Annotated in this window: 18 protein-coding genes; 2 read left to right on the top strand and 16 right to left on the bottom strand. The window is 61.3% G+C overall.

Features of this window, described 5'->3' with window-relative positions:
• Window positions 1-18: 18 nt before the first annotated feature.
• Both hldE and msbA read right to left on the bottom strand, forming a co-directional pair.
• Window positions 19-1,443 carry a bifunctional D-glycero-beta-D-manno-heptose-7-phosphate kinase/D-glycero-beta-D-manno-heptose 1-phosphate adenylyltransferase HldE gene (hldE, locus tag C4J86_RS02505; protein WP_124369361.1) on the bottom strand — a complete coding sequence of 475 codons (1,425 nt, stop codon included), beginning with the start codon at window positions 1,441-1,443 and terminating at the stop codon, window positions 19-21.
• Between the two features lie 209 nt (window positions 1,444-1,652).
• Window positions 1,653-3,458 (bottom strand): lipid A export permease/ATP-binding protein MsbA, encoded by a 1,806-nt coding sequence (msbA, locus tag C4J86_RS02500; protein ID WP_124365595.1) that lies wholly within the window; start codon window positions 3,456-3,458, stop codon window positions 1,653-1,655.
• A 158-nt stretch (window positions 3,459-3,616) separates the two neighbouring features.
• Here msbA and C4J86_RS02495 point away from each other — a divergent pair, with 158 nt between their 5' ends.
• Complete coding sequence (locus tag C4J86_RS02495) at window positions 3,617-5,482, top strand: bifunctional O-antigen ligase/aminoglycoside phosphotransferase family protein (protein WP_124372382.1); 1,866 nt, start codon at window positions 3,617-3,619, stop codon at window positions 5,480-5,482.
• A 105-nt stretch (window positions 5,483-5,587) separates the two neighbouring features.
• Here C4J86_RS02495 and C4J86_RS02490 read toward each other — a convergent pair whose 3' ends face one another.
• From C4J86_RS02490 to C4J86_RS02465, 6 genes are all read right to left on the bottom strand, one after another.
• The gene (locus C4J86_RS02490; protein ID WP_124360982.1) at window positions 5,588-6,469 is read right to left on the bottom strand and encodes a glycosyltransferase; all 882 of its coding nucleotides are present in this window, start codon (window positions 6,467-6,469) and stop codon (window positions 5,588-5,590) included.
• A complete protein-coding gene (locus C4J86_RS02485) occupies window positions 6,466-7,614 on the bottom strand; it encodes a glycosyltransferase family 4 protein (protein WP_124369360.1) in 1,149 nt (382 codons plus the stop codon). The genes C4J86_RS02490 and C4J86_RS02485 overlap by 4 nt, the downstream gene beginning before the upstream one ends.
• 86 nt (window positions 7,615-7,700) lie before the next feature.
• Window positions 7,701-9,107 carry a PIG-L family deacetylase gene (locus C4J86_RS02480; RefSeq protein WP_124369359.1) on the bottom strand — a complete coding sequence of 469 codons (1,407 nt, stop codon included), beginning with the start codon at window positions 9,105-9,107 and terminating at the stop codon, window positions 7,701-7,703.
• Window positions 9,104-10,000: a GNAT family N-acetyltransferase gene (locus C4J86_RS02475; RefSeq protein WP_124369358.1), complete on the bottom strand. Its 897-nt coding sequence runs from the start codon at window positions 9,998-10,000 to the stop codon at window positions 9,104-9,106. Before C4J86_RS02475 ends, C4J86_RS02480 begins: the two co-directional genes overlap by 4 nt.
• Entirely contained in the window at window positions 10,001-11,758 is a 1,758-nt protein-coding gene (locus C4J86_RS02470) for a carbamoyltransferase (protein WP_124365589.1), read from the bottom strand. It lies immediately after the preceding gene.
• A gap of 132 nt (window positions 11,759-11,890) precedes the next feature.
• Window positions 11,891-12,226 carry a YceK/YidQ family lipoprotein gene (locus tag C4J86_RS02465; RefSeq protein ID WP_124360977.1) on the bottom strand — a complete coding sequence of 112 codons (336 nt, stop codon included), beginning with the start codon at window positions 12,224-12,226 and terminating at the stop codon, window positions 11,891-11,893.
• Window positions 12,227-12,432: 206 nt separating this feature from the next.
• Here C4J86_RS02465 and C4J86_RS02460 point away from each other — a divergent pair, with 206 nt between their 5' ends.
• A complete protein-coding gene (locus tag C4J86_RS02460) occupies window positions 12,433-14,511 on the top strand; it encodes a TonB-dependent receptor (RefSeq protein ID WP_124369357.1) in 2,079 nt (692 codons plus the stop codon).
• 134 nt (window positions 14,512-14,645) lie between these two features.
• Here C4J86_RS02460 and C4J86_RS02455 read toward each other — a convergent pair whose 3' ends face one another.
• From C4J86_RS02455 to waaF, 8 genes are all read right to left on the bottom strand, one after another.
• A complete protein-coding gene (locus tag C4J86_RS02455; RefSeq protein ID WP_124369356.1) occupies window positions 14,646-15,524 on the bottom strand; it encodes a DUF3800 domain-containing protein in 879 nt (292 codons plus the stop codon).
• Between the two features lie 74 nt (window positions 15,525-15,598).
• Entirely contained in the window at window positions 15,599-17,056 is a 1,458-nt protein-coding gene (locus tag C4J86_RS02450; RefSeq protein ID WP_124369355.1) for a lipopolysaccharide kinase InaA family protein, read from the bottom strand.
• Window positions 17,056-17,808, bottom strand: coding sequence for a lipopolysaccharide kinase InaA family protein (locus C4J86_RS02445; RefSeq protein WP_124369354.1), 753 nt, complete (start codon window positions 17,806-17,808; stop codon window positions 17,056-17,058). Before C4J86_RS02445 ends, C4J86_RS02450 begins: the two co-directional genes overlap by 1 nt.
• Window positions 17,805-18,539, bottom strand: coding sequence for a lipopolysaccharide kinase InaA family protein (locus C4J86_RS02440; protein ID WP_124360973.1), 735 nt, complete (start codon window positions 18,537-18,539; stop codon window positions 17,805-17,807). The genes C4J86_RS02445 and C4J86_RS02440 overlap by 4 nt, the downstream gene beginning before the upstream one ends.
• On the bottom strand, window positions 18,539-19,345 hold the full coding sequence (gene rfaP, locus C4J86_RS02435; protein WP_124369353.1) for a lipopolysaccharide core heptose(I) kinase RfaP: 807 nt from the start codon (window positions 19,343-19,345) through the stop codon (window positions 18,539-18,541). The genes C4J86_RS02440 and rfaP overlap by 1 nt, the downstream gene beginning before the upstream one ends.
• Window positions 19,342-20,466, bottom strand: coding sequence for a glycosyltransferase family 4 protein (locus tag C4J86_RS02430; protein ID WP_124369352.1), 1,125 nt, complete (start codon window positions 20,464-20,466; stop codon window positions 19,342-19,344). The genes rfaP and C4J86_RS02430 overlap by 4 nt, the downstream gene beginning before the upstream one ends.
• Window positions 20,466-21,527: a lipopolysaccharide heptosyltransferase I gene (gene waaC / locus C4J86_RS02425; RefSeq protein ID WP_124365581.1), complete on the bottom strand. Its 1,062-nt coding sequence runs from the start codon at window positions 21,525-21,527 to the stop codon at window positions 20,466-20,468. Before waaC ends, C4J86_RS02430 begins: the two co-directional genes overlap by 1 nt.
• 1 nt (window position 21,528) lies before the next feature.
• On the bottom strand, window positions 21,529-22,563 hold the full coding sequence (gene waaF / locus C4J86_RS02420; protein ID WP_124369351.1) for a lipopolysaccharide heptosyltransferase II: 1,035 nt from the start codon (window positions 22,561-22,563) through the stop codon (window positions 21,529-21,531).
• Between the last annotated feature and the right edge of the window lie 52 nt (window positions 22,564-22,615).

Below are 22,615 nucleotides of genomic sequence, written 5' to 3'. Positions count from 1 at the left end.
GCCCAGCGGCTACAGGCTTTATTCGTTATTGCGGATTTTCTCGACGATCGCGGTGGTCGAGCTGTTTTCCACCAGCCCCAACACTTTGACCGTGCCGCCGTAGGCACTGACGATGTCCGCACCCACTACCTGGTCGACGGAATAGTCACCACCCTTGACCAGCACGTCTGGCTTGACCTGGGCCAACAGGTTTTCCGGGGTGCCTTCAGAAAAACTGATCACCCAGTCCACCGCACCCAAACCCGCCAGTACCGCCATGCGCCGGTCGACGCTATTGATCGGGCGGCCAGGGCCTTTCAAGCGGCTGACGGACGCGTCATCGTTGACCGCGACGATCAGGCGATCACCCTGGGCGCTCGCTTGCTCGAGATACGTCACATGGCCGGCGTGCAGGATGTCGAAGCAACCGTTGGTGAAGACAATGCTTTCGTTGTGGGCGCGAGCGTCGTCAATCGCCAACAGCAATTGCTCGAGCCCCAGCACCCCGCGTTCCGAGCCTTCGGAGCGCTGGATGGCGCGACGCAACTCGGGTGCGCTGATGGCAGCGGTGCCCAGCTTGCCAACCACGATGCCCGCCGCCAGGTTGGCCAGGGCCACGGCGTGGGGCAGCTCCTCACCCGCGGCGATGGACGCGGCCAGGGTGGAAATCACCGTGTCACCGGCGCCGGTGACGTCGAACACTTCCCGCGCACGCGCCGGCAGGTGCATCGCCGGATGGCCTGGACGCAGCAGGGTCATGCCGTGCTCGCCACGGGTCACCAGCAGGGCGCCGAGTTCAAGATCGGCCATCAGCGCCGCGCCCTTGCTCACCAGCTCGTGCTCATCGGCGCAACCACCGACGACGGCTTCGAACTCGCTGAGGTTTGGCGTGATCAGGCTGGCGCCGCGATAAATCGAGAAGTCCTTGCCCTTGGGATCGGCCAGCACCGGAATGTTGCGGGCCTTGGCGGCCTGGATCAGCACCTGGTGGTTCTTCAAGGCGCCTTTGCCGTAGTCAGACAACACCAGCACCTTGATGCCTTCGAGCAACTCCTCTACCTGGCTATTGAGGGCCAGGGCGTCGGTGGCGAAGGGTTCTTCGAAATCGATGCGCAGCAATTGCTGGTGACGGCTCATGACTCGCAGCTTGACGATGGTCGGCTGATGAGCGATGCGCTGGAATAATGCGCGCACGCCCGCCCCGCGCAGGCTGTTGGCCAGGCTGTCGGCCGCTTCGTCGTCACCGGTCACACCCACCAGAGAGGCCGGGGCGCCGAGCGCGGCAATATTGAGGGCGACGTTGGCAGCGCCACCTGGACGGTCTTCGATTTGCTCGACCTTGACGACCGGTACCGGCGCCTCAGGGGAAATCCGTGAGGTACCACCATGCCAGTAACGGTCGAGCATGACATCGCCGACCACCAAGACAGGGGCTTGATTGAATCGCGGCATGGACAACTTCATGGAGCAACCCACATACAAAATGAACAGGGGCGCGATATTAGCACAGGGTTTGCGCTGGCTTGCGACTGGCGCGACGCCGAATATAGCGCAGGGCAAATGTGGGAGGGGGCTTGCCCCCGATGGCGCTGTATCAGCCAGCACTTCTGCAAGCTGACACTTCGCTATCGGGGGCAAGCCCCCTCCCACAGTAGATGTGTGCGTATTTCAGATCAGGTGATATCGGCCGGTACCGGCGCGTCCAGGCCCATGGCATGCAGGCGGGCGTAATAGCCGTTCTGCGCCAACAGTTCGCCGTGGGTGCCGCGTTCGACGATCCGACCGTCGTCCATCACCAGGATCAGGTCAGCCTTTTCGATGGTGGACAAGCGGTGTGCGATCACCAGCGTCGTGCGGCCCTGCATGACCTTGTCCAGCGCGGCCTGGATATGCCGCTCGGACTCGGTGTCGAGGGCCGAGGTGGCCTCGTCGAGAATCAACACAGGCGCGTTCTTGAGCAGGGCGCGGGCGATCGCCAGGCGCTGGCGTTGGCCGCCGGACAACAGCACGCCGTTCTCGCCGACCTGGGTATCGAAGCCCTTGGGCAACTGGTCGATGAAGTCCCTGGCGTTGGCATCCGCCGCCGCCGCCTCGACGTCTTCGCGTGGCGCGCCGGCCAGGTCACCGTAGGCGATATTGTTGGTCACGGTGTCGCTGAACAGGGTCACGTGCTGGGTCACTTGGGCAATGTGCTTGCGCAGGTTGAGCAGCTTGTAGTCTTCGATCTCGATGCCATCGAGCAGGATTTCACCGCTTTCGTGGTGATAGAACCGCGGGATCAGGCTGGCCAGGGTCGACTTGCCACTGCCCGAGCGCCCCACCAGGGCGATCATCTGCCCAGGCTCGGCGGTAAAGCTGATGTCCTTGAGCACATGGCGCTCGGTGCCCGGGTAGGTGAAGTTCAGGTTGCGCACTTCCAGGCGGCCGCTGACTTTTTCACGCTCGAGGGTGCCGTGGTCGACCTCCACCTCTTCGTCCAGCTGTTCGAAAATGCTTTCGGCACCGGCCACGCCTTTCTGGATAGTCGAGCTGACTTCCGACAGTTGGCGGATCGGTTTAGGCAACAAACCGGCCAGGGTGATGTAGGCCACCATGTCACCGGCCGACGCATCGCCTCGCAGGTACAGCACCAGGAACATCAGCACCGCCATCGCGGAGTAGATCACCAGTTGCAGCGCCGGCGTGTAGATCGCCCCGGTGCGGGTCATGCGCAATTGCTTGTTGGTGTTGCTCTGGCTGGCCTTGAAGAATCTTTTTTCTTCGTAGACCTCGCCGCCGAAGCTGCGCACCACGCGGTAGCCCTGGATGGTTTCCGAGGCGACGTGGGTGACGTCACCCATGGCCACCTGGATCTTCTTGCTCTGCTTGCGGAATTTCTTGCTGGCCGTGCTGACCATGACCGCAATCAACGGCAGGATGGCGATCATCACCAGCGTCAGGCGCCAGTTCATGAACAGCAGCGAGGCGAACAGGAAGATCACTGTCATGCCTTCGCGGATCACCACCTTGATGGCATCGGTTGCCGCCCCCGTGACCATGGTCACGTTGAAGGTGATGCGGGAAATCAGGTGGCCGGAGTTGTGATTGTCGAAGTACCGGTTTGGCAGCGTCAGCAGGTTGTTGAACAACTGCACGCGCAAATCGTGGACCAGCCCCAGGGAGACCTTGGCCAACAGGTAGTTGCCCAGGAATGAGCCCAGGCCTTGCCAGGCCGCGATCAGAATGATCAGCAGCGGCACCGCCTGCAGCAGCTGCAGGTCGCGCAGGAAAGGCACGGTCGGAAACAGCACGGCTTCGGGGTTGGACAGGCCGTCGACGAAGTATTTGAGGATGTAACCCAGCATCGGTTGAGTCGACGCGAAAATCAGAAATCCAAGGATACTCAACGCGAACAAGCCCATATAAGGCTTAACGTAACTGAGCAGGCGGAAGTATATTTTCAAGCTCGAAGGGCTTGCGCTCGGACTGGAGTCGGTCATATCACGCGGCGTTTTGAAAAAGGAGGCTGACTTTAGCACAGCTTCTCTGTTGTACTTGCACCCGGCGTAACCCGCAGCCCGGTTGGATCAGACGGGCGACATTACATAGCCACTACCTTAAGATGGTCGGCTTTCTCTTTCTGGAATGGCTTTATCGTATGCACTCAAAGCGCCTTATCTATGGCTCAAATCGCGTTTTCGACTTCCTGGTCTTGTGGATTTTGCCTGTTGGCTTGCTGTTGCTCTTGAGTGCGCTGTTCTTCGTCGGCAACCGTAACGTACTGCATAAACTCTATTACGGCCTGTTCAGTGCGCCAACTCTGTTGTTGTTGTGCTTGCGCCCAAGGGAGTTCAAGGAGGCCTTCCGCGAGCCTGTGATCATCGCTTTTGTGATGTTTTCGGCCTGGGCATTGATCAGTCTCTTATGGAGCCCTGAGCATCACCCTGATACCGATCTTTTCAAGAGACCGATGCATACGTTCATGCTGCTGGCCGGCTGCGGCATGTTGTTGCATTACCGTAACGAACTATTCAAGCCGATCTTTTTCAGCGCGGCGCTCATCGCGCTGGTCACCACCCTCTTCAACCTTGCACATTTCATCAAAAGCTTTGAACCCGGAATGCGCATGATTGGTGGGCGCGGCGCACTGGACAACCCACTGCTCAGCTCTCACATCTTCGGTTTCTTTACTATCTACTGGCTCTTTGTCTGCGTAACAACCCGTCAACTCAAGAGTCTGTGGTTCGCAGTTCCCGCGCTTGCCATTATGCTTGCGGCAGTATTGGCGACAGGGTCCAGGACGCCGCTGGTAGCGCTGGTGGTTGCCGCACTCTGGTTGACCCTCATAAGCCCGAACCGTCGGTCGGCTCTGATGATCGCGGGTCTGATATTCGGTTTCGCGACGGTAGTGGCGATTGCCCCTGAAATTATCACTGTACGCGGCGATTCTTCGCGCCTAGGTCTCTGGCAGCTCTCGCTGGAGCGTATCGCCGAGCATCCGTGGATCGGTCACAGCTACGATTCTGATCTATACCTGAGCTTCGGTTGGGGCGAAACTCTGCGTGAACCCCATAGCTTTGCCCTAGGCGTGCTGTATTATGTCGGTATCATCGGCTTCATCCCATGGATTCTCATGATCTGCTGGGGTTTGTACAGCAGCTTCCGACACCGTACCCAAGCGCTTTTCATTCTTGCCTCATCACTACTGGCATATGGGATCGGTGCAGGTCTAACTGAGGGCGGCGGTATTCTCTCGCGCCCTAAAGAGCACTGGTTCCTGTTGTGGATTCCGCTGGCGCTGATCGCCGGCCTGAATATCGCCCGGCGCCGACGCAGTCTCTTGCGCTTACCTGTGGCAGACATTAAGTCGCAAGAGTTCGACCAGCTGTGCAGCAATGCCCATGTAATCGAAGCCGATGGCCTCGGGCCAAAAGTCCTGCGCCTGGAAGATGGCAGTTTCCTCAAACTGTTCCGCCCACGCCGCTGGTACACCTCCGGTAGCTTCAATCCGTATTCAGAGCGCTTTGCCAGCAACAGCGAGCAATTGCGCACCCTGGGCATCCCCGCACCGCACATCCTCGGGCTCTACTCCTTGCCCGATGCCAGCAGCGCCGTGGCCTACACGCCCCTGCCCGGCCTGACCCTGCGCCAGGCCCTGCAAAGCCTGGACAGCAGCCTGCGCGAATCGCTGGTCGAGCGTTTTGGTCGGTTCATGGCGCAATTGCATGAGCGCGGCGTGTACTTCCGCTCGCTGCACCTGGGCAACGTGTTGCTGATGGACGACGGCGAGTTCGGACTGATTGATGTCGCCGACCTGCGCATCTACCCGTCGCCCCTGCGCTACGCATTGCGCCAGCGTAATTTGCGCCACATGCAGCGCTATCCGCAGGACCGCAACTGGCTGTTCGAAACGCACTTCGAGCAGCTGGTGAAGGGCTACGCAACGGTTGCGAGCCCAACGGCCACTGCGAAAATTCGCGAGCAGGTACGCAGCCTGGCCCATTCAGGTGATAAGCACCTGTAGGCGCGAGCTTGCTCGCGAAGATCGTCAACGATAACGCGGGCATTCAGACTGCCTGCAGTGTCCTCGGGTTTTTCGCGAGCAAGCTTGCTCTACAGGGGGAGCGCCTCAGCTTTTGAGCGGTGCCAGGTAGAGCCGCACCAACCCGCGCAAGGTTTTGCGGCCCCAGAACTTCAGTGGAATCTGCTTGAGAATCTCGCGCGCCAACGGCCGGTCGCGCTGGGCGGTCTTTAAGAACATCGAGTTCAGGAAGTTGTAGCGCACCGCGTCATAGGCCGGGTGGTCGCTGAACTTGGCGTACGTCTTGAGAATGTTCTGGATCATGTAGCGGTGGTTCTTGTAGGTGTTGCTGCCGTGCTGCCGATACTGCGCCATCACCACGTCAAGGGCGTCGATGGTGTAGCCCGCCGCCGTGATCTTCAATTGGATCAGCAGGTCCTCGAGGGGAATCTGCGGGTCGAAACCGCCGACCTCCTCGAGCACGTCCCGACGAATCAGCATGGTGGGCGCCGGTGGGAACGGCTTGCGGTCCATGAACATGTCGTCGAAATCGAGACTGCGAAACGGCACATCGCGACGTTGCTTCTTCTCCGGGTGCAGGTTGCCATCGCCATCGATCAGCTCGATGTTGCCGGCGCACATGCCCACCTTCGGCTTGCCTTCCATATACGCCACCTGGGTCGCGATGCGGTCCGGCAACATGATGTCATCCGAACCGAACGGTGCGATCAGGCTGCCCTTGGCGCGAGCGATCGCGCCGTTGAGGGTGGCGCTGAGGCCCTGGTTCTGTTGCACCTGGAAATCAAAGCCATGCTCGGCCTGCAGGCGCCGGATGCGCTCGACGCTGTCATCCTTGGAACCATCGTCCACCACCAGCAACTCGATATTGGGGTAGGTCTGCCCCAACACGCTGAGGATGCTCTGCTCGATGTACCGGGCATGGTTATAGGAAGCAATGATCACCGAGACCAGGGGTTGCTGCTGATTCATGCTCTACCTACTTCACGCAAACCGGTTTCAATCAGGGTCAGGTACTTGTGCTTGAACTCGTCGAGGGTGTGGTTGGCTTCCAGATAGCGGAACACCTCTTCCCCCTTGGCGCGCAGCTGTTCATCGCTCAGTGCCAGATAAGTGTCCAGGGCCGCGGCCAGTTGCTCGACATTGCCTGGGTCATGGGACAAGCCGCCCGCGCCCTGCACCAGGGGCAGCATCGCAGGGCCGTTGGAAGCGATCACCGGCAAGTGGCCGCTCATGCCTTCCAGCAGCGCAAGGCCCAGGCCTTCGAACAGCGATGGCATGGTCCAGATGTCGAAACCGCGCACGTACTTCATGCCGTCTTCGCGAAAGCCCAGCAAATGCGCACGGCCCGTCAGGCCCAGGCGCTCGATGTCGGCGCGCAGATCGGCTTCGGCACGCCCGGAACCAATGATGCCCACCTGCGCTTCAGGGTATTTGTCCTTGAGGGTGGCAAAGGCTTGCAGCAAATGGGTGTGGCCCTTGATCGGCACCAGGCGGCCGAGGGCGCCGATCATGCGTGCGTCCATCGGCAGCCCCAGGGCTTGGCGGGCATCCTCGCGGGACAGCTGCAAAGCCTCTGCCTGGGGAATATCGATCGCGTTGGTCACATAGGTCGTGTTCTCACGGGTGAACCCGCAGTTGAGGTCCACCAGGTAGTCCTTCACCGCCTCCGACACACCGACGAACCGCCAGGCCGGGCTGACCCAACGCCGGGTCTGGCGCCGGCGATAGCTACGGGCATACTCGCCGAAACCGTGGGAGATGCCGATGCACAACGGGATCTTCAGCCAACGGTTGAGCGACAGCATCATGTTCACCGATTTGAAGCGGTTACAGATGACCACGTCGAATTTCTGCTCGCGGCAATACTTGTAGATCTGCCACATGGCGCCAAAGCGGATGCCCTTGAGGGACTTCTCCGGCAACTCGAAATAGTGGGAGTGCTCGGCCACGCTCAAGGGCTGGCCTGGCTGCGGACGCCCACTGAGAAAACCGGAGGTCACCTCGAAACGCTCAACCGGCAGGGATTTGACGATCTGCTCACCCAGGTCGGCGAAATCATGGGTCTTGACGTTGTAGTCCGGCTGTAACTGCAAAACCTTGAAACGCGGCTTCATAACTCTCCATGCAGCGATCTGGCTACGGGCGCACGGCCCGGTAAAAAACAGCGACAGGCCCATGCCGGCCTGCCTTCGATAGGGTCTCAGTCCTGCTTAAGGACCCACAACAGCTCGTGACGACGCACGGCCTTGCGAAAGAATTCGTTCTCGCCATAAGGCGATGGACTACGGCCCGCCAGCACCTGCTGCAACCACTTGCGCACGCGACGCTTGAACGGCGCTCGCGGCTGCAGGTCATGCATCATGCCCAGCGCCATGGCCTTGTCCTGCTGCTGGCGCAAGGTCAGGTTAAAACTGCACGGGACCAGCGCTACGGCGGCATCGAAATGCGGCGGCAGCGCCACCCCGGCCCCGGAATCGCCCATCGGCCAGCGGTCGTTATCATGCAGGTGATTGGCGTAGCCGAGCAATGTGTCGGGCTGCCACGCCAGGCCCTGCAACGCTTCAAGCACCGCCGCATGGGCGCAGATATGGTCGGCGTGCGGGTCGAGCAACGGCGTGGGTAACACGATCACCTGAGGCTGCGCCTTGAGCAGCAGTGCGCGCAGGTCGGCGATCAGGTTGTGCCAGGTCGGCGCGCCGTCCACATCCCCGGGCAAAGCAAAGCTATTGAATTGACGGAACAGTCGCGTATCGGCCAAGTCGGCTTCGCGCGAGGCCTGAGGCTGATCCGGCGCGGCCTGCATGGCCTGCAATTGCATGCAGAAATAACCCAGTTGCACACACTGCGCCTCGGGCACACCGGCCCAACGCGGCACGGCGACGCTGTCCCAGGCGCGCAGGCGGCCTTTGAGCCGTGCCGCCTCAGCCGTGGGCAAACCCATGTGCTGGTAATGCTCGGCTTCGATTTCGCCGGCGGTCAGGGTCACGATCCAGCTTTGTGTCGCCTGGCTGTAAAGGCTGAACGCGGCCAGCTCGGCATCGTCGGCGTGGGGGGCGATCACCATTACGCGTTGCTGGCGATAGTCGGGTTGGCGAAAACGCCATAGCGTCGGCTGGCCCTCGATCCGGCAAAAACGTCCGCGCAAGACGATATTGCCCGCCGCAAGTGCTTCAGTGGCGCCGGTCAGGTTGAGATAACGCCGCCCGGCGACACCCCGTTCGAAGACTTGCCGGTCCGGTGTTTCCAGGCCCAGCACGTCCAACGCCGGGTCGAGGAAGCGCCCTAGCCATGAGCTTTTCAACTCAACCCCGACGATCAGGGTTTCATCGGCCGCCAACGGCGCGTCCAGCAATAGCCGTCCTGCCTCCAGACGCAAACCGGGCTGTTCGCTGCCGGCCGGGAAGGCGTACGCATAAGGGTCTTTTGGCGAGTAGAACAGGTGGTCGGCAAACCAGGCTTCATGGGCCGCCCACAGCAGCACCGCGAGGATCGGCAGCAGCCACCAGGCCACCAGCACGCCGGTCGCGATCAGCACCAGCAAGCCGATTAACAGCGCAATGCGCTTGTTGCGCCGATGGCGCTTGAGCAACTGCTGTTTGCGGCTCATACGCTGAACACCGGCACCGGGTTGCACCAGCGCTCCTTGTATTCGCGGTCGGCACGCCCGAAGGAAAAGCGCAGCGACTTGTCGGCCGCCCGCGCCTGCTCCCAGGCACTTTGGGTATTAAGGAAACTCAATACGCTGCCGGGGCTGAACGCGCGAGTTTCAGGGTCGACACCGCCGTTGACGTATTCGGCGCTGAACCATTCGCGGGACTGCACCTGATACACCAACTGCACAGCGATTGCGGCGTCGTTGAGAAACAGCACCGAACCGAACAGAAACTCCTTGAGCAGCTCCAGCACCTCGGCCAAGCGCGCCGCGCCGGCCGCCGGGAAACCCCAGCGGCGCTGGAACAGGTCGCAATAAATCGCCGCCAGTTCCACGCTGGAAAACTCGTTGACCGCCCGCACCACGCCACCCGCTTCTTCCAGCAAACGCAACTCACGCCGCTGGTTGTAGCGAAACTTTTTCGAGAGTTCTTCAGGGGTGCGCGCCATGGCCAATTGTTCGGCCTGGGGCTTGAGGGTGCTGATGCGTCCTTCGTTCAGCGCTGACAGGTAACGCCCACGGTGGCGCAGCGGCGCCTGCGCATCGGCGGCAATCGGCAGGATGATCTCGGCATTGCCCAGGTCAAACAGGCCCTTCCTGCCCGTGCGCTTGAGTACGTCCTTGGACAGGGCCAGGTCGCGCCCCCAGGTGGCAATCGCCCCCTTGAGTTCGCCGTCCTGCTCCCAACCCAGGTAGCGCACCGGAAGCTGGGCCAGGCCGGCCAAGCGTTCGATGACCTGCGGATGGGTCGCCACACTGCCGCCGTAACGCTGCCAGGCCTGGGCGTAAACCTCGGCCTCGACAGGCGTCCAGCCACGTTCACGCCAGCCCCGCAAGCGGTTCAGCATTTAAACCACGGCGTCATAGGGGTCCACGCCGTCCTTGACCACCAGGATGTCTTCCATGATCAGGTACTGCAGGTCGGAGCCGAAGAACATGTTCAGCGCGTCGGTCGGCGAGCAGATCATCGCTTCACCCCGGCGGTTGAGCGAAGTGTTCAGGGACACGCCATTGCCGGTCAGGACTTCCAGCTCCTTCATCATGTCGTAGTAGCGCGGGTTGTATTCGCGCTTGAGCACCTGGGCACGGGAGGTGCCGTCTTCATGCACCACCTCCGGCACGCGGGTTTTCCATTCTTCCGAGACTTCAAAGGTGAAGGTCATGAACGGCGCCGGGTGATCGACCTTGATCATCTGCGGGGCCACGGTGTCGAGCATCGACGGGCAGAAAGGCCTCCAGCGCTCGCGGAACTTGATCTGGTGGTTGATACGATCGGCCACGCCGGTGGCGCTGGGGCAACCGATGATCGAACGACCGCCCAAGGCACGCGGGCCGAACTCCATGCGGCCCTGGAACCAGGCCACCGGGTTGCCATCGACCATGATTTTGGCGATACGCTTGGGCATGTTTTCGATCTTGCGCCAGTTCGGCTTGCTCGCGTGCTTGGCGCACGCCGCGATGACGTCTTCGTTGCTATAGGACGGGCCGAGATAGACGTGCTCCATCTTCTCCACCGGCACACCACGGGCGTGGGAGACATAGGCGGCCGCACCCACGGCAGTGCCGGCATCGCCGGACGCCGGCTGCACAAACAGCTCTTTGACGTCATCGCGGGCAATGATTTTCTGGTTCAGCTTCACGTTCAGCGCACAGCCGCCGGCAAAGGCCAGCTTGCCGGTGTCCTTGAGGATGTCGCCCAGGTAATGGTCGATCATCTGCAAGGCCAGTTTCTCGAACAGTGCCTGCATGCTGGCCGCGTAGTGGATGTACGGCTCGTCGGCAATATCGCCTTCGCGCTTGGGCCCCAGCCACTCGATCAGTTTTGGCGAGAAGTAGAACCCCTTGCCCTTCTCTTTATAGCGACGCAGGCCGATGACGTTGGCGTAATCGGTGTTGATCACCAACTCGCCATTTTCAAAGGAGGCCAGGCGCGAGAAATCGTATTTGCTGGCATCGCCATAAGGCGCCATGCCCATGACCTTGAACTCACCGTCGAGCATCTCGAAACCGAGGAACTCGGTGATCGCGCCGTAAAGGCCGCCCAGGGAGTCCGGATCGTAGAATTCCTTGATCTTGTGGATCTTGCCGTTTTCGCCGTAACCAAAGAACGTGGTGGCGTATTCACCTTTGCCGTCGATGCCCAGGATCGCGGTTTTTTCCTGGAAGCCGGAGCAGTGGTAGGCACTGGAGGCGTGGGCCAGGTGGTGTTCAACCGGTTCGATCTTGATTTTCTTCGGATCAAAGCCCAGTTGCTCCAGGCACCAGACGATTTTGTTGCGATAGCGCTTGTAGCGGCGGTTGCCCATCAGGATCGCGTCGAGCGCGCGGTCCGGGGCGTACCAGTAACGCTTGGCATAGTGCCAGCGCGCTTCGCCGAACAAGCTGATCGGAGCGAACGGAATAGCCACCACGTCAACGTCGGAAGGCTTGATGCCCGCTTGCTCCAGGCAGAACTTCGCCGACTCGTAGGGCATGCGGTTCTTTGCATGTTTGTCGCGTACGAAGCGCTCTTCTTCGGCGGCCGCGATCAGCTTGCCGTCGATATACAGGGCCGCGGAAGGATCATGGCTAAGGGCGCCGGACAGGCCAAGAATCGTCAATGCCACTGGGGTCTAGCCTCTTTTAGTCTGCATGCAGGCGGGTCGCGCCTGAAAAAAGTGTGCCTCCCGCACGGGCGGGAAACAGCTAAAGGGCGGGATTATAGCTTAAAAGCACTAGGAAGCTGTTAGCGCCAAGGGCTAGCGAAGCTCAAGGTTACCGTCGGCGTTTTGCCGGTAGAGGGTATAGGGCAGGACGAGCGTATCCAGCACTCCGGAGAGGGGCACATCGAGAATGGCCCACGGAATACCGTTCAGCGAGAGTCCGCCTGCGGAATTGGGGGGCCCGTGCAGGACACACAGGTCATACGCCACGCCGCTGTAGATGCGTGAAACAGACTGGCAATAGGTTTTCTTGCCCCTGAGCTCCCGAACAGTGACGTCATCACCTCGCAGCACAGTGGTCGCGGTACCGCAGCCGCCCAGCAGCAAAGATATTCCCAGCAGCACCGATAACCGCACGATAAGCGTCCACATATTTGCTTCTTCTTTCTTATTGAGAGGACCGAAAATCTAGCACCCTAGAGCCGCCGACTCAGGTTTCCATAGCCGCTGCCTGGCGTAGGAAACCTCTCATTCGGCCCAACGGCAAGGAACTCGGCAATTCCCAGGCTGAATCGTTAAACTTGCGATATTTGCACCCGCGCACCTGAGTCGGGTGGCGCCACGGACCTGACCTGTTCATGAACTCATCTACCCCCGCTTGCCTGGCCCTGCTCCTGGGCTTGGTGAATACCGCCCAGGCTGACGATGCGCCGCTGATCCTCGACCCCAGCGTGGTCACCGGTTCGCGCAGCGCCAGCCCCACCTTTGACCTGCCCTACTCGGTCGACGGCATCAGCCGCGAACAGATCAGCGACGGCCAACTCGGCATCAACGCCTCCGAAGCCTTGTCCCGTGTGCCCGGCCTGGTGGTGCAGAACCGCCAGAACTACGCGCAGGACCTGCAAATCTCCTCCCGTGGCTTTGGCGCCCGTTCAGCCTTCGGCGTGCGCGGCATCAAGCTGCTGGCCGACGGGATTCCCGCCAGCACCCCGGACGGCCAGGGCCAGGCAGCGACCTTCAACCTCGATACCGCCGAACGCATCGAAGTCCTGCGCGGCCCCGCCGCGACGCTGTATGGCAGCAACGCCGGCGGGGTGATCCAGATGTTCTCCCGCGACGGCGAGGGCCCGCCGCGCATCGGTGCCGAAACCCTGGTCGGCAGCGACGGGCTGAACAAAAACCACCTCACCGCCGAAGGTGCGGCCAACGGCGCCGGCTTCGTGCTCGACGCCTCGCGCATGGACACCAACGGCTATCGCGACCACAGCAGCGCGCGTCGCGACCAGACGTTCGCCAAGCTCAACGTCGAGCCGGATGACGACAGTAAGCTGGCGTTGATCTACAGCAGCCTGGAACAGAATGGCACGCAGGATCCGCTGGGCCAGACCTGGGCGGCGTACAAGGCTGATCCACGTTCGGTGAGCGCCAATGCGCTGACCTACAACACACGTAAAAGTATCGATCATCAGCAATTGGGCATGAATTACGAACGGTACTTTGGCGAGGCTACCTTGCAGGTCAACGCTTACACCGGGCGGCGTAGCGTGATTCAGTACCTGTCGATCCCCAAGGGCACGCCCGCGAACGAGCGTGGCGGTGGCGTCGTGCAATTCGACCGCAAGTTCTACGGTGGCAGCGTGCGCTGGATGCAGCCCATCGAACGCGCGCCGGGCGAGCTGATGATCATCACCGGCCTGGACTTCGACCAGAGCGAAGACAGCCGCCACGGTTATCAGAACTACAGCGGCAACACCCTGGGCGTGAAAGGCGAGTTACGCCGTGATGAAATCGACACCGCCCGCAGTCTCGACCCCTATATCCAGGCCAACTGGGCCCTCGACCGCTGGACCCTGCAAGCCGGCATCCGCCATAGCACCATGCAGCTGGACGTCGACGATCAATTCCTGAGCAATGGCGACGCCAGCGGCAACAAGACCTACCAGAAGAACACCCCGTCGATGAGCGTGATGTACGCGTTCACGCCCGACCTGCACGGTTACATCAGCGCAGGCAAAGGCTTCGAAACCCCCACCCAGGCCGAGCTGGCCTATGCACCAGGCAATGTCGAAGGCTTCAACTTTGGCTTGAAGCCGTCTGACAGCACGCAATACGAAATAGGCCTGAAGGCTCAACTGGCCAACACCCACGTCAACGCCGCCGTGTTCCAGATCACCACTGAAGACGAACTGGTCGTGCAGCAATCCATCGGTGGCCGCACCAGCTACCAGAACGCTGGCCGAACCTCGCGTCGCGGTTTCGAACTGGGCGTGGAAAGCCAGCTCAGCGAGCAGTGGAGTACCAGCCTCGCCTATACACGCCTGCAGGCGACCTACGACAGCGCCTTTGCCAGCGGCGCGAATACCATCGACAAAGGCAACTACCTGCCCGGCGTGCCGCAAACCACGCTGTTCGCCGAACTGAATTGGAAACCGCGCGACTGGGTCAGTACCGCCCTCGAAGGCATGTACCGCAGCAAAGTCTACGTCGAAGACACCAACCGCCAACACGCCGCACCGGGCTACAGCGTATTCAACTGGCGCGCGCGGTTCGAGCAGAAGGCGGAGCACTGGACCTTTCACCAGACCTTGCGCCTGGATAACTTGCTGGATCGTCAGTACGTGGGCTCGGTGATCGTGGGGGACGGCAATGGTCGCTACTACGAAGCGGCGCCGGGGCGGTCGTGGTATGCGGGGGCGGGGGCGGAGTATCAGTTCTGACTGCAGCTCCATCATCTGGCGCCGCCTGGCCGCAAGCTGGCTCAATAGCTGCGTTGACACCTAAAAATCGCGCGCATAGAATTTGCTTCAAATGGACTGGGGGATCCTGGTCGGCGCTATAGCCTCGGTGAGTTTCACCGGGGCTTTTCGCTTTCAGCGACAGGAAAAATCTTCAGCCCCCAATTTTCGAACCCTTCTCCGACCTTGCCACGCCCTCCACTGCAGTAGAACTTTCGCGTAAGCACATCAAAGGCTCGATTCTCCTGGCCGGGGCGCAAGACGCTCATGCCGATGGGTCTCGCAACGAGATCCGCAAGTTGCAACCCTGTGGAATTAACCTGTTTTGTAGCGAATACAATGTCAAATGGCATACGAACACCTGAACGATTCGCACCGTCACACATTCGGCGAAACTCCAACTCAAGCTCATTATCCTCCCTGCGGCCTCGACGCTCGAAAATCACATGAGTTAACGCATGCTGTTGATTTTTCTCTTGAAGGAATTCGTAAAGCGTTTCAAGACAGAACCCCAACGCCAGATGATACGGGTTGTGTATCGGCCCCTGCTGTTCACGAAGTGCAATTTTATCAATCACACAACTGATCAATACGAAATTGCTCACTTGGATAATACTGGTCAATTCTTCAAGAAAGTCGTGTTTATGCTGGCGTGACATAAACATGTTCGAGAACGCGCCTTTCTCTTTGCGGATCTCCAATTCATGCAAACCCACAAGGTCATGCCCCATATGGTTGAATTTGAATTTCTGAAGCGCGGGGATGACCTTTTCGCAATAGTGCCGCTTATGAAACACGCAAAAAGCCAATACAAACATAGGGTAGTTAACGTCAAGCGTTTGCATCCCATGATCGCCGCTTTCATCCACGTAAACGATGAAATCGCTGAACTGCCCAGTCGGCGAGCTGGCCATCACACTTTTTGCGGCTCGCTCAGTCTCGCTTTCATTTTCAAAAAGTAAAAACTGCGGGGAAGCTGGCGGTTCATTTGCCATGGAGTTGTTAATCCCAGGTTTTCGTTTTTGTTCGCCGGGATAATATCGAAAGGTCTGTCCAGCCAGACCTTTGCTTACGTTACAGAATCAGACAGAGAGATCCTGGGCAAACGCTGATCAATCACCTGATACAACGCACTGCCCTGCGGCCAATTACGCATGAACCGCGCACGATCCTTGGCATACGCCCCAGCGAAGCTGGCAGCGGAGTGGTGCTGGCACATGGCGTCAAGGTCGATCATCGCCCAGCGGCCTTCGCTCCAGAACAGGTTGTGGCCTTTGAAGTCTCCATGGCTGATGCGCTCGCGGATCAACTCGGCGAACAACCGGTCCAGCGCCAGCAGCTCATCTTCTGGCGCATCGCCGTTTTCAACATAGGGCGCAAAACGCTCAATAATGTCGGGGCCAGGCAGGTATTCAGTGACCAGATACGCACGGCTGCGCAACCAGAAAAAGCGCTTCTCCAACACCGCCAGCGGCTTGGGCGTGGCGATGCCAAGGAATGCCAGGCGATTGCCTTCGCGCCAGGAATGCCAGGCACGGCTGGGGCGCCAGAAGCGTTTGAGCCAGTGGGCGAAACCCTTGATGTTGTAGCGTTTGATCACCAGGGGCCGGCCGGCCACTTCGACCTTGGCCACGCTTGCCGCGCCACCGGTCTTGTACAGATGGCCCCGGTCGAGCAGCGCATCGGCCTGCTCCAGCACGGGCAGCATGGCGGCCTCTTCTTCACGCCGAATCGCGCGCAGGCCGAAGGCGCCACGCACCACGCTGAACAGCGTGCAGTCGCGACCGACCTTGTTCAGATAGTCCCTCAAGCGCCAGGCGCTGACTTTGCGCACCTGCTTTTCGAGCGCTTCCAGGGGCAAGGCATGTTCGCCGTTTGCCAGCAGGTAGTACACCAGCAATTCTTCGGTAAACGGCTCGAGGTTTTTCGGCAACTGGGCAAAGAACACCCCGAGGTTTTCCAGCACCCGATTGCGCGACAGCGGCTTGCCCGCCTCTTCGACACGGATTCCGGCACCATCGATCAAATACAGTTTGCCGTCCTGGCGCAGCAGGTTGTCCAGGTGCAGGTCTTCCTGCCACAGCCCTTTGGCATGCATCTGCGCAATCGCGCCGAGCGCTTCGGCGAGCACAGCGGTTTGTTCGTCGGCCAAGGGCGGCAAGCCTTCGACAGCGAGCCAGGCGTCTCCCAGGCTGTGGGCGCCTTCGAGAAACTCGAACAGCAGCCAGCCCCCCTCACCTTCCTGCAAACCGTCGGCGAGCAGCAGCGGTGTGGTCAAGCCTTGCTCGGCCAACAACCGCACACCACTGAGTTCACGTTGGAAATGCCGCGCCGCCTTGCTGCCCACCAACAACTTGGCCAGCACCGGGCGACCGCGCCACACGGCGGCGCCGACGTAGCGCTGCCCCGGCAAAACCCGCAACAGGCTGAGCAGCTGCAGTTGCCCCGGACCTGCCGCATCCGCCAGATCGAGGGTCAGCGGCAGGCGGGGTGTACGACCGGCATTTTTCAGCTCGGACAAACGCATCAGCGGTTCTCCTTGTGGCTGCGGCGCGCCGTCAGGCGCTGGTGCCAGGTAGACACCGATGCGCTGTCTTCGGGCTGCTCAAGGTAAGCCGCCAACAGCTGTCGCACCTGGGCGTCGGTCCACTGCGGTGCACGGCGCAGCAGCGGTTCCAGGTCCTTGACCCGGTCACGCCAGCCGAACAGCAGCGGGCGGGTTTTTTCCAGGTCGATTAGTTGCGCGGCATAACTGTCGCCACGGCCCTGCAGGAAAATATGCTTGGGGTAAAAGCAGCCGTGCACCTGGCCCACGCTGTGCAAATGCCGCGCAAGCTTGCCGCAGGCCAGGAGGATCGCGTGCTGCTGGGCGTCGCTCAGTTGCGTCCATTGCTCCAGCAACGAGTCAAGGTCGTTCCAGCCGTCCAGGGCACGGGTGAGCAGCATCGCACGGCGCTCGCCCGCAACCTTGCGCTCGCCGAAAAAGGCTGCCTGCAAGGCCGGGATACCCAGCTTTCGGTACAGGCTGATATTGCGAAACTCGCGGGCAAAACTCGGTTCGCCAAACGGCCGGTGCAAGGTGCGCGTCAGGTAGTTGCTCTGGCGCTTGAGGTAGTAACCCTGACCTTCAAGCTCCAGGCGATACACGCTGCTCCAGCCGTCGCCGCTGGTGTTCGGCTCGTCCACCGCGTCCAGTTGCCGGGCCCACAGCGCGTCGAAGCTAGCCAGGCCGTTGCGCTCAAGCAGAGCGCGGTCTTCGGCCGCCAGGAAGTCACTCATTCACGTCCCTCGAAAAACTTCACCACATGGCGAATTCGTTGTTTGTCCGACGTCTTCAGGTGCGTGCGTTGGCGGTATTGCATGTAGAAACGCAGGCGCTGGGTGGCCGACAGATGATACTTGGCGACCTTGTCCAGGCAGGCCAGGTCTTTGGTAATGCGGTACTTGAGCCAGAAACCGCGCCAGAAATCGCCGTTGGGGCAGTCGATCAGGTACAAGGTGCGCTGGTCGTCGACCAGCAGGTTGCGCCACTTCAAGTCGTTATGAGTAAAGCGGTGATCGTGCATGGTGCGCGTGTATTCGGCGAGCTGGCGGCTGATCGCATCAACCCACGTGGGGTCTTTGAGGCGCGGATCGTTGCGCTCAGCCAACGCCGACAGGTCTTCAGTCTTGGGCAGCTCACGGGTGATCATCGCGCCACGGTCGTAGGCCAATCCGCTACGTTGCAGGCCCCAGGCGATGACCTCGGCGGTGGGAATGCCCCACTTGGCAAAGCGCTTGAGGTTCTGCCACTCGGACTTGACCCGCGGCTTGCCCAGGTAGCGGCGCAGGCCTTTGCCAGCCCCGACATAGCGCTTGACGTAATAATTGACCCCGCCGCGCTCCACCCGAATTACTTCCGACAGTGGGTCGCGGGTCAGGCGCTCGCCTTGCAGGGCAAACACCGCTTCCAGGCTTCCGAAGTCGTCCGCGAGGGCGGCGTAGGCAGGTTCCAGATTCCAACCCGCCATCAGAGCGCATCCCCGTAGCGCTGCTTGCGCGCATAGAGCTTGGCGGCCATGCGTTCCAGTTCGCGCAACAGCGCGGTTTGCTCGGCGAAGATCTGGCGCAGCGGCTGCTGAAAGTAATGCTTGAGAAAGCGCAGCTTGTCGCGCTGGGTCAGGCCGATTTCCAGGGCAGAGTAATACAGCCCGGCCAGGTCTTTGTTGCGCCAGCGCACGGGGATCGTCGCACGCACCTGGGCGCGGTGCAGGTCGATCACCGACAGCTTGAGGGTGTCGACCGCAATGGGCCGGTCAGTGTGCAGCAGGAAGTGGCACAGGTAGCAATCGCGATGATTGACGCCGCCCCGGTGCATCGCCCCGACGGTGTTCGCCAACTCGACGGTCAAGGCGTGCTTGATCGCCGGCACGGGCGGATGCTTGACCCAATCGAGGGTCAGGTCTTCCAGGCTGATGATCGGCGTCAGCTCTTGCGTGATGATGAACGAATGCTGGTCGGCCGGGTTGCTGCCTTTTTCGCCAAAGGCCACCGCCGTCATGGTCGGCACGCCAAGTTCCTGCAAGCGCTGGATCGCCAGCCACTCCTGGCCTGCGCCCAGCACCGGCAATTTGGCGGTGACCAGATTCTTGAGGATTTCGCCCCAGCCGATACCACGGTGGATCTTCACGAAATAGGGTTGGCCCTGCACCACCGTACGCAGCGTACGGCGAGCGGCCAGCTCGCGGAACACCTGGCCTTGCAGCTTCTCTACCTCGGCGAACGCATCGCGTCCGGCCCAGAGGGTGTTGAAGGGTTCGGCAAGAATCAACTTCATCGGTTTGGCTCCGCCAGAATCAGGTCCGCAGCGTACTGCGGCATGCTAAACAGGTCGGCCGTCTCGGCGAAGGCCAGACCATTGCGACTCCAGGTCGCGCGCGCGCGTGGATCTTTGAGCATATCCACCAGGTACTGGTTGAGCTGGGCCTGTTCGAACGGCTCGTCCAACACCCGGCCGCTCTGGGCCTTGTCGATGTAGAACGCGTAGCCGCAGACCCGGCTCACCAGGACCGGGAGGCCGGCGACCACCGCTTCGACCAGCACCATGCCGGCCGCCTCGTTGTAGGCAGGGTGAATCAACAGGTCCGCCCCGAGCAGGAAGCGCGGGATATCGTTGCGGCCTTTGAAGAACTGCACCTGGTCGCCCAGGCCCAGCGCGGCGCTCTGCAATTGGAAGACTTTGGGGTCGTCCTGGCCGATTACAAACAGGCGGGTGCGTTTCTTCAGTTTGGACGGCAATGCGGCGACGGCCTTGAGGCTGCGGTCGACGCCCTTGGTCTTGAAACCCGAACCGATCTGCACCAGCAGCAAATCATCCTCGGCCAGGCCGAACTCACGGCGAAATTCAGCGCGGATGTCAGCGGCGTTCGGCGGCGCGCGCCGGTCACGGGCGATGCCCGGCGGCAGCAGGTGGAACCGCTCGGGCTGGGTGCCGTAATACTGGCTGAACAGTTGTTGTTGATGCTCGGACAGCACCATGATCTGGGTCTTGGCGTTCTTGTCGAACACCGCACGCTCGTATTCGGCAAAGTGCTTGTAACGCCCGAACCAGCGGTACATCGGGTTGCGCAGTGTCTGGGCCTTGTCTTCGAACACGCCGTCGGCGGCGAAGTACAGGTCGAGCCCCGGCATCTTGTTGAAGCCCACCACGCGGTCCACCGGGCGCCTGGCCAGGTCGGCCTGGATCCAGGCGTAGAGCCTTTCGTTGCGGCGATGGTTGACCAGCGCCTTGACCGGCGCCACCAGCACTTCGAAGCCGGGCGGGATATCGCCTTCCCAGATCAGCGTATAGACACGAATCTGATGGCCGCGCTGCTGGCACTCCAGGGCGATGCGCATGAAGTCACGCTGCAGGCCACCGAAGGGAAAGTATTTGTACAGTACGAAAGCCAGTTGCATCAGTGCTGCTCCTCAGCCAGTAACAACGCGCTCAGTCGGCTTGCTACGCGCTCAGGATTCAGGCGCGTGAAGCACAGGGGCGACTCGCGCGTGATGTCGAACCGCCGCAGGTCATCGGCGGTGGGTTGGTAGGTGCAGTGCTTTTGCAGGCACGGCGCACACGGCCAGTCGCTGGCCAAGTGGACCTGGCCTTTGCCGTAGGCGCCGGTGAGGCCCGGGTTGGTCGGCCCGAACAGCGAAATGGTCGGCACATCCAGCGCCGCCGCCAAGTGGCCGAGGCCGGTGTCCACCGCCACACAGGCGCGGGCACTGGCCAATACACGGGCTACGCCCGCCAGGTTCAGTTTTGGCAGCACTTCGGCGTTGGGCAAGCCCTGGGCCAGGCGCTCGGCGCGGGCTTTTTCGGCGGCGTTGCCCCACGGCAACTTCACGTCCACGCCCAGGCGGGCCATGCGTTCGGCCAGTTCGCGCCAGTAGGCTTCGGGCCAGTGCTTGGTATCCCAGGTGGTGCCGTGCAGCAGCAGCACGAAGGGTTTCTTCGGCGGCAGGCCAAGCAGTTTCTCGACGCTCAGCCCATAGTCACCCAGGCCCTTGGGCAGGTCATAACCCAGCGCCACGGCAAACAGTTGGCGCAACCGCTCCACCGCATGTTGCCCACGGGCCACGGCCAGGCGTCGGGAATAAAAACGCGCCGCCAGGGGCTCACGGGCCGAGGTTTTATCGAAGCCGGCGACCGGCGCCCGCACGTAGCGGGTCAGCCAGGCACTTTTCAGCAGGCCCTGGGCATCGATCACCAGGTCATACTTGGTCGACTGCACGGCCTGTTTGAAACGCCGCCATTCGCCGCTCTTGATGGTTTGCCAGAGGTTCTTGCGCCAGCGACGAATCGCCACCGGGATCACCTTGTCCACCGCCGGGTGCCAGGTCGGAATTTCGGCAAAGCCTTCTTCCACCACCCAATCGAAACGGATGCCGGGGATCGCCCGCGCCGCGTCGGTGAGTGCCGGCAAGGCGTGGATCACGTCGCCCAGGGATGAGGTCTTGATTACCAGTACCCGCAACTCAGTGAACCTCGACCACGTCGCCCTGCAACCGCTGCAAGGCATCGGTTACCGGCTGCGGCAGCAATTGGCGCAGGCAGTTGTAGTGGCCGAAACGGCAGGTGCGCTCAAAACAGGGGCTGCAATCCAGGCCCAGGCGTACCACTTCGACCTGGTCGGCCAAGGGCGGAGTGAACCCAGGGGACGTCGAGCCGTACACCGCCACCAACGGACGATTCAGCGCAGCGGCGACGTGCATCAGGCCGGAGTCGTTGGACACCACCGCGTCGGCGCACGACAGCAAGTCGATGGCTTCGGCCAGGGACGTCTCGCCACTGAGGTTCACCGCCTCTTCGCGCAGGCCTGGAATCAGGCGCTGGCGAATATCTTCACCCACCGAGTGATCGTTTTTGGAGCCAAACAGCCACACCTGCCAGCCTTCGCGGATCTTGGTCTCGGCGACCTTGGCGTAGTGCTCCGACGGCCAGCGCTTGGACTCGCCGAACTCGGCGCCCGGGCACAAGGCCAATACCGGGCGGTCCAGCGCCAGGCCGAACTTGGCCAGCGCCGCATCGCGGGTCAGCGGGTCGATCTGCAAGCTGGGGCGCGGATACGGCGTGGGCAGCTCGGCGCCGGGTTCGTAGGCCAGGGCCATGAAACGCTCGATCATCAACGGGTAGCGCGCTTTGTCCAGGGTGCGTACATCGTTAAGCAGCACATAGCGAAACTCGCCGCGCCAGCCGGTACGTTTGGGAATACCGGCAAAAAACGGCACCAGCGCCGACTTCAGCGAGTTGGGCAACAGGATCGCCTGGTCGTACTGGCCGGCCATGGCTTTGCCGATGCGCCGGCGGGTCGCCAATTCCAGCGCGCCATGGCCGAGCGGAAAGCTCAAGGCCTTGCGCACCTGAGGCATGCGCTCGAGGATCGGCCGGCTCCACTCAGGGGCGAGCACGTCGATCTGGCAGTCCGGATAGCGCTGCCGCAGGCACTGGAACAGTGTCTGTGCCATCACCATGTCACCGACCCAACTGGGCCCAACGATCAGAATATTCATGTAGTTTCCACAAACGATGCGGGGAGGCTTATGCCTCCCCGCCCTAATAGTG

The sequence above is a fragment of the Pseudomonas sp. R2-7-07 genome (genome assembly GCF_003852355.1).
Lineage (GTDB): Bacteria > Pseudomonadota > Gammaproteobacteria > Pseudomonadales > Pseudomonadaceae > Aquipseudomonas.
Note: the sequence above shows the minus strand (reverse complement) of the source record. Positions and strands in the feature narration are given on the sequence as shown.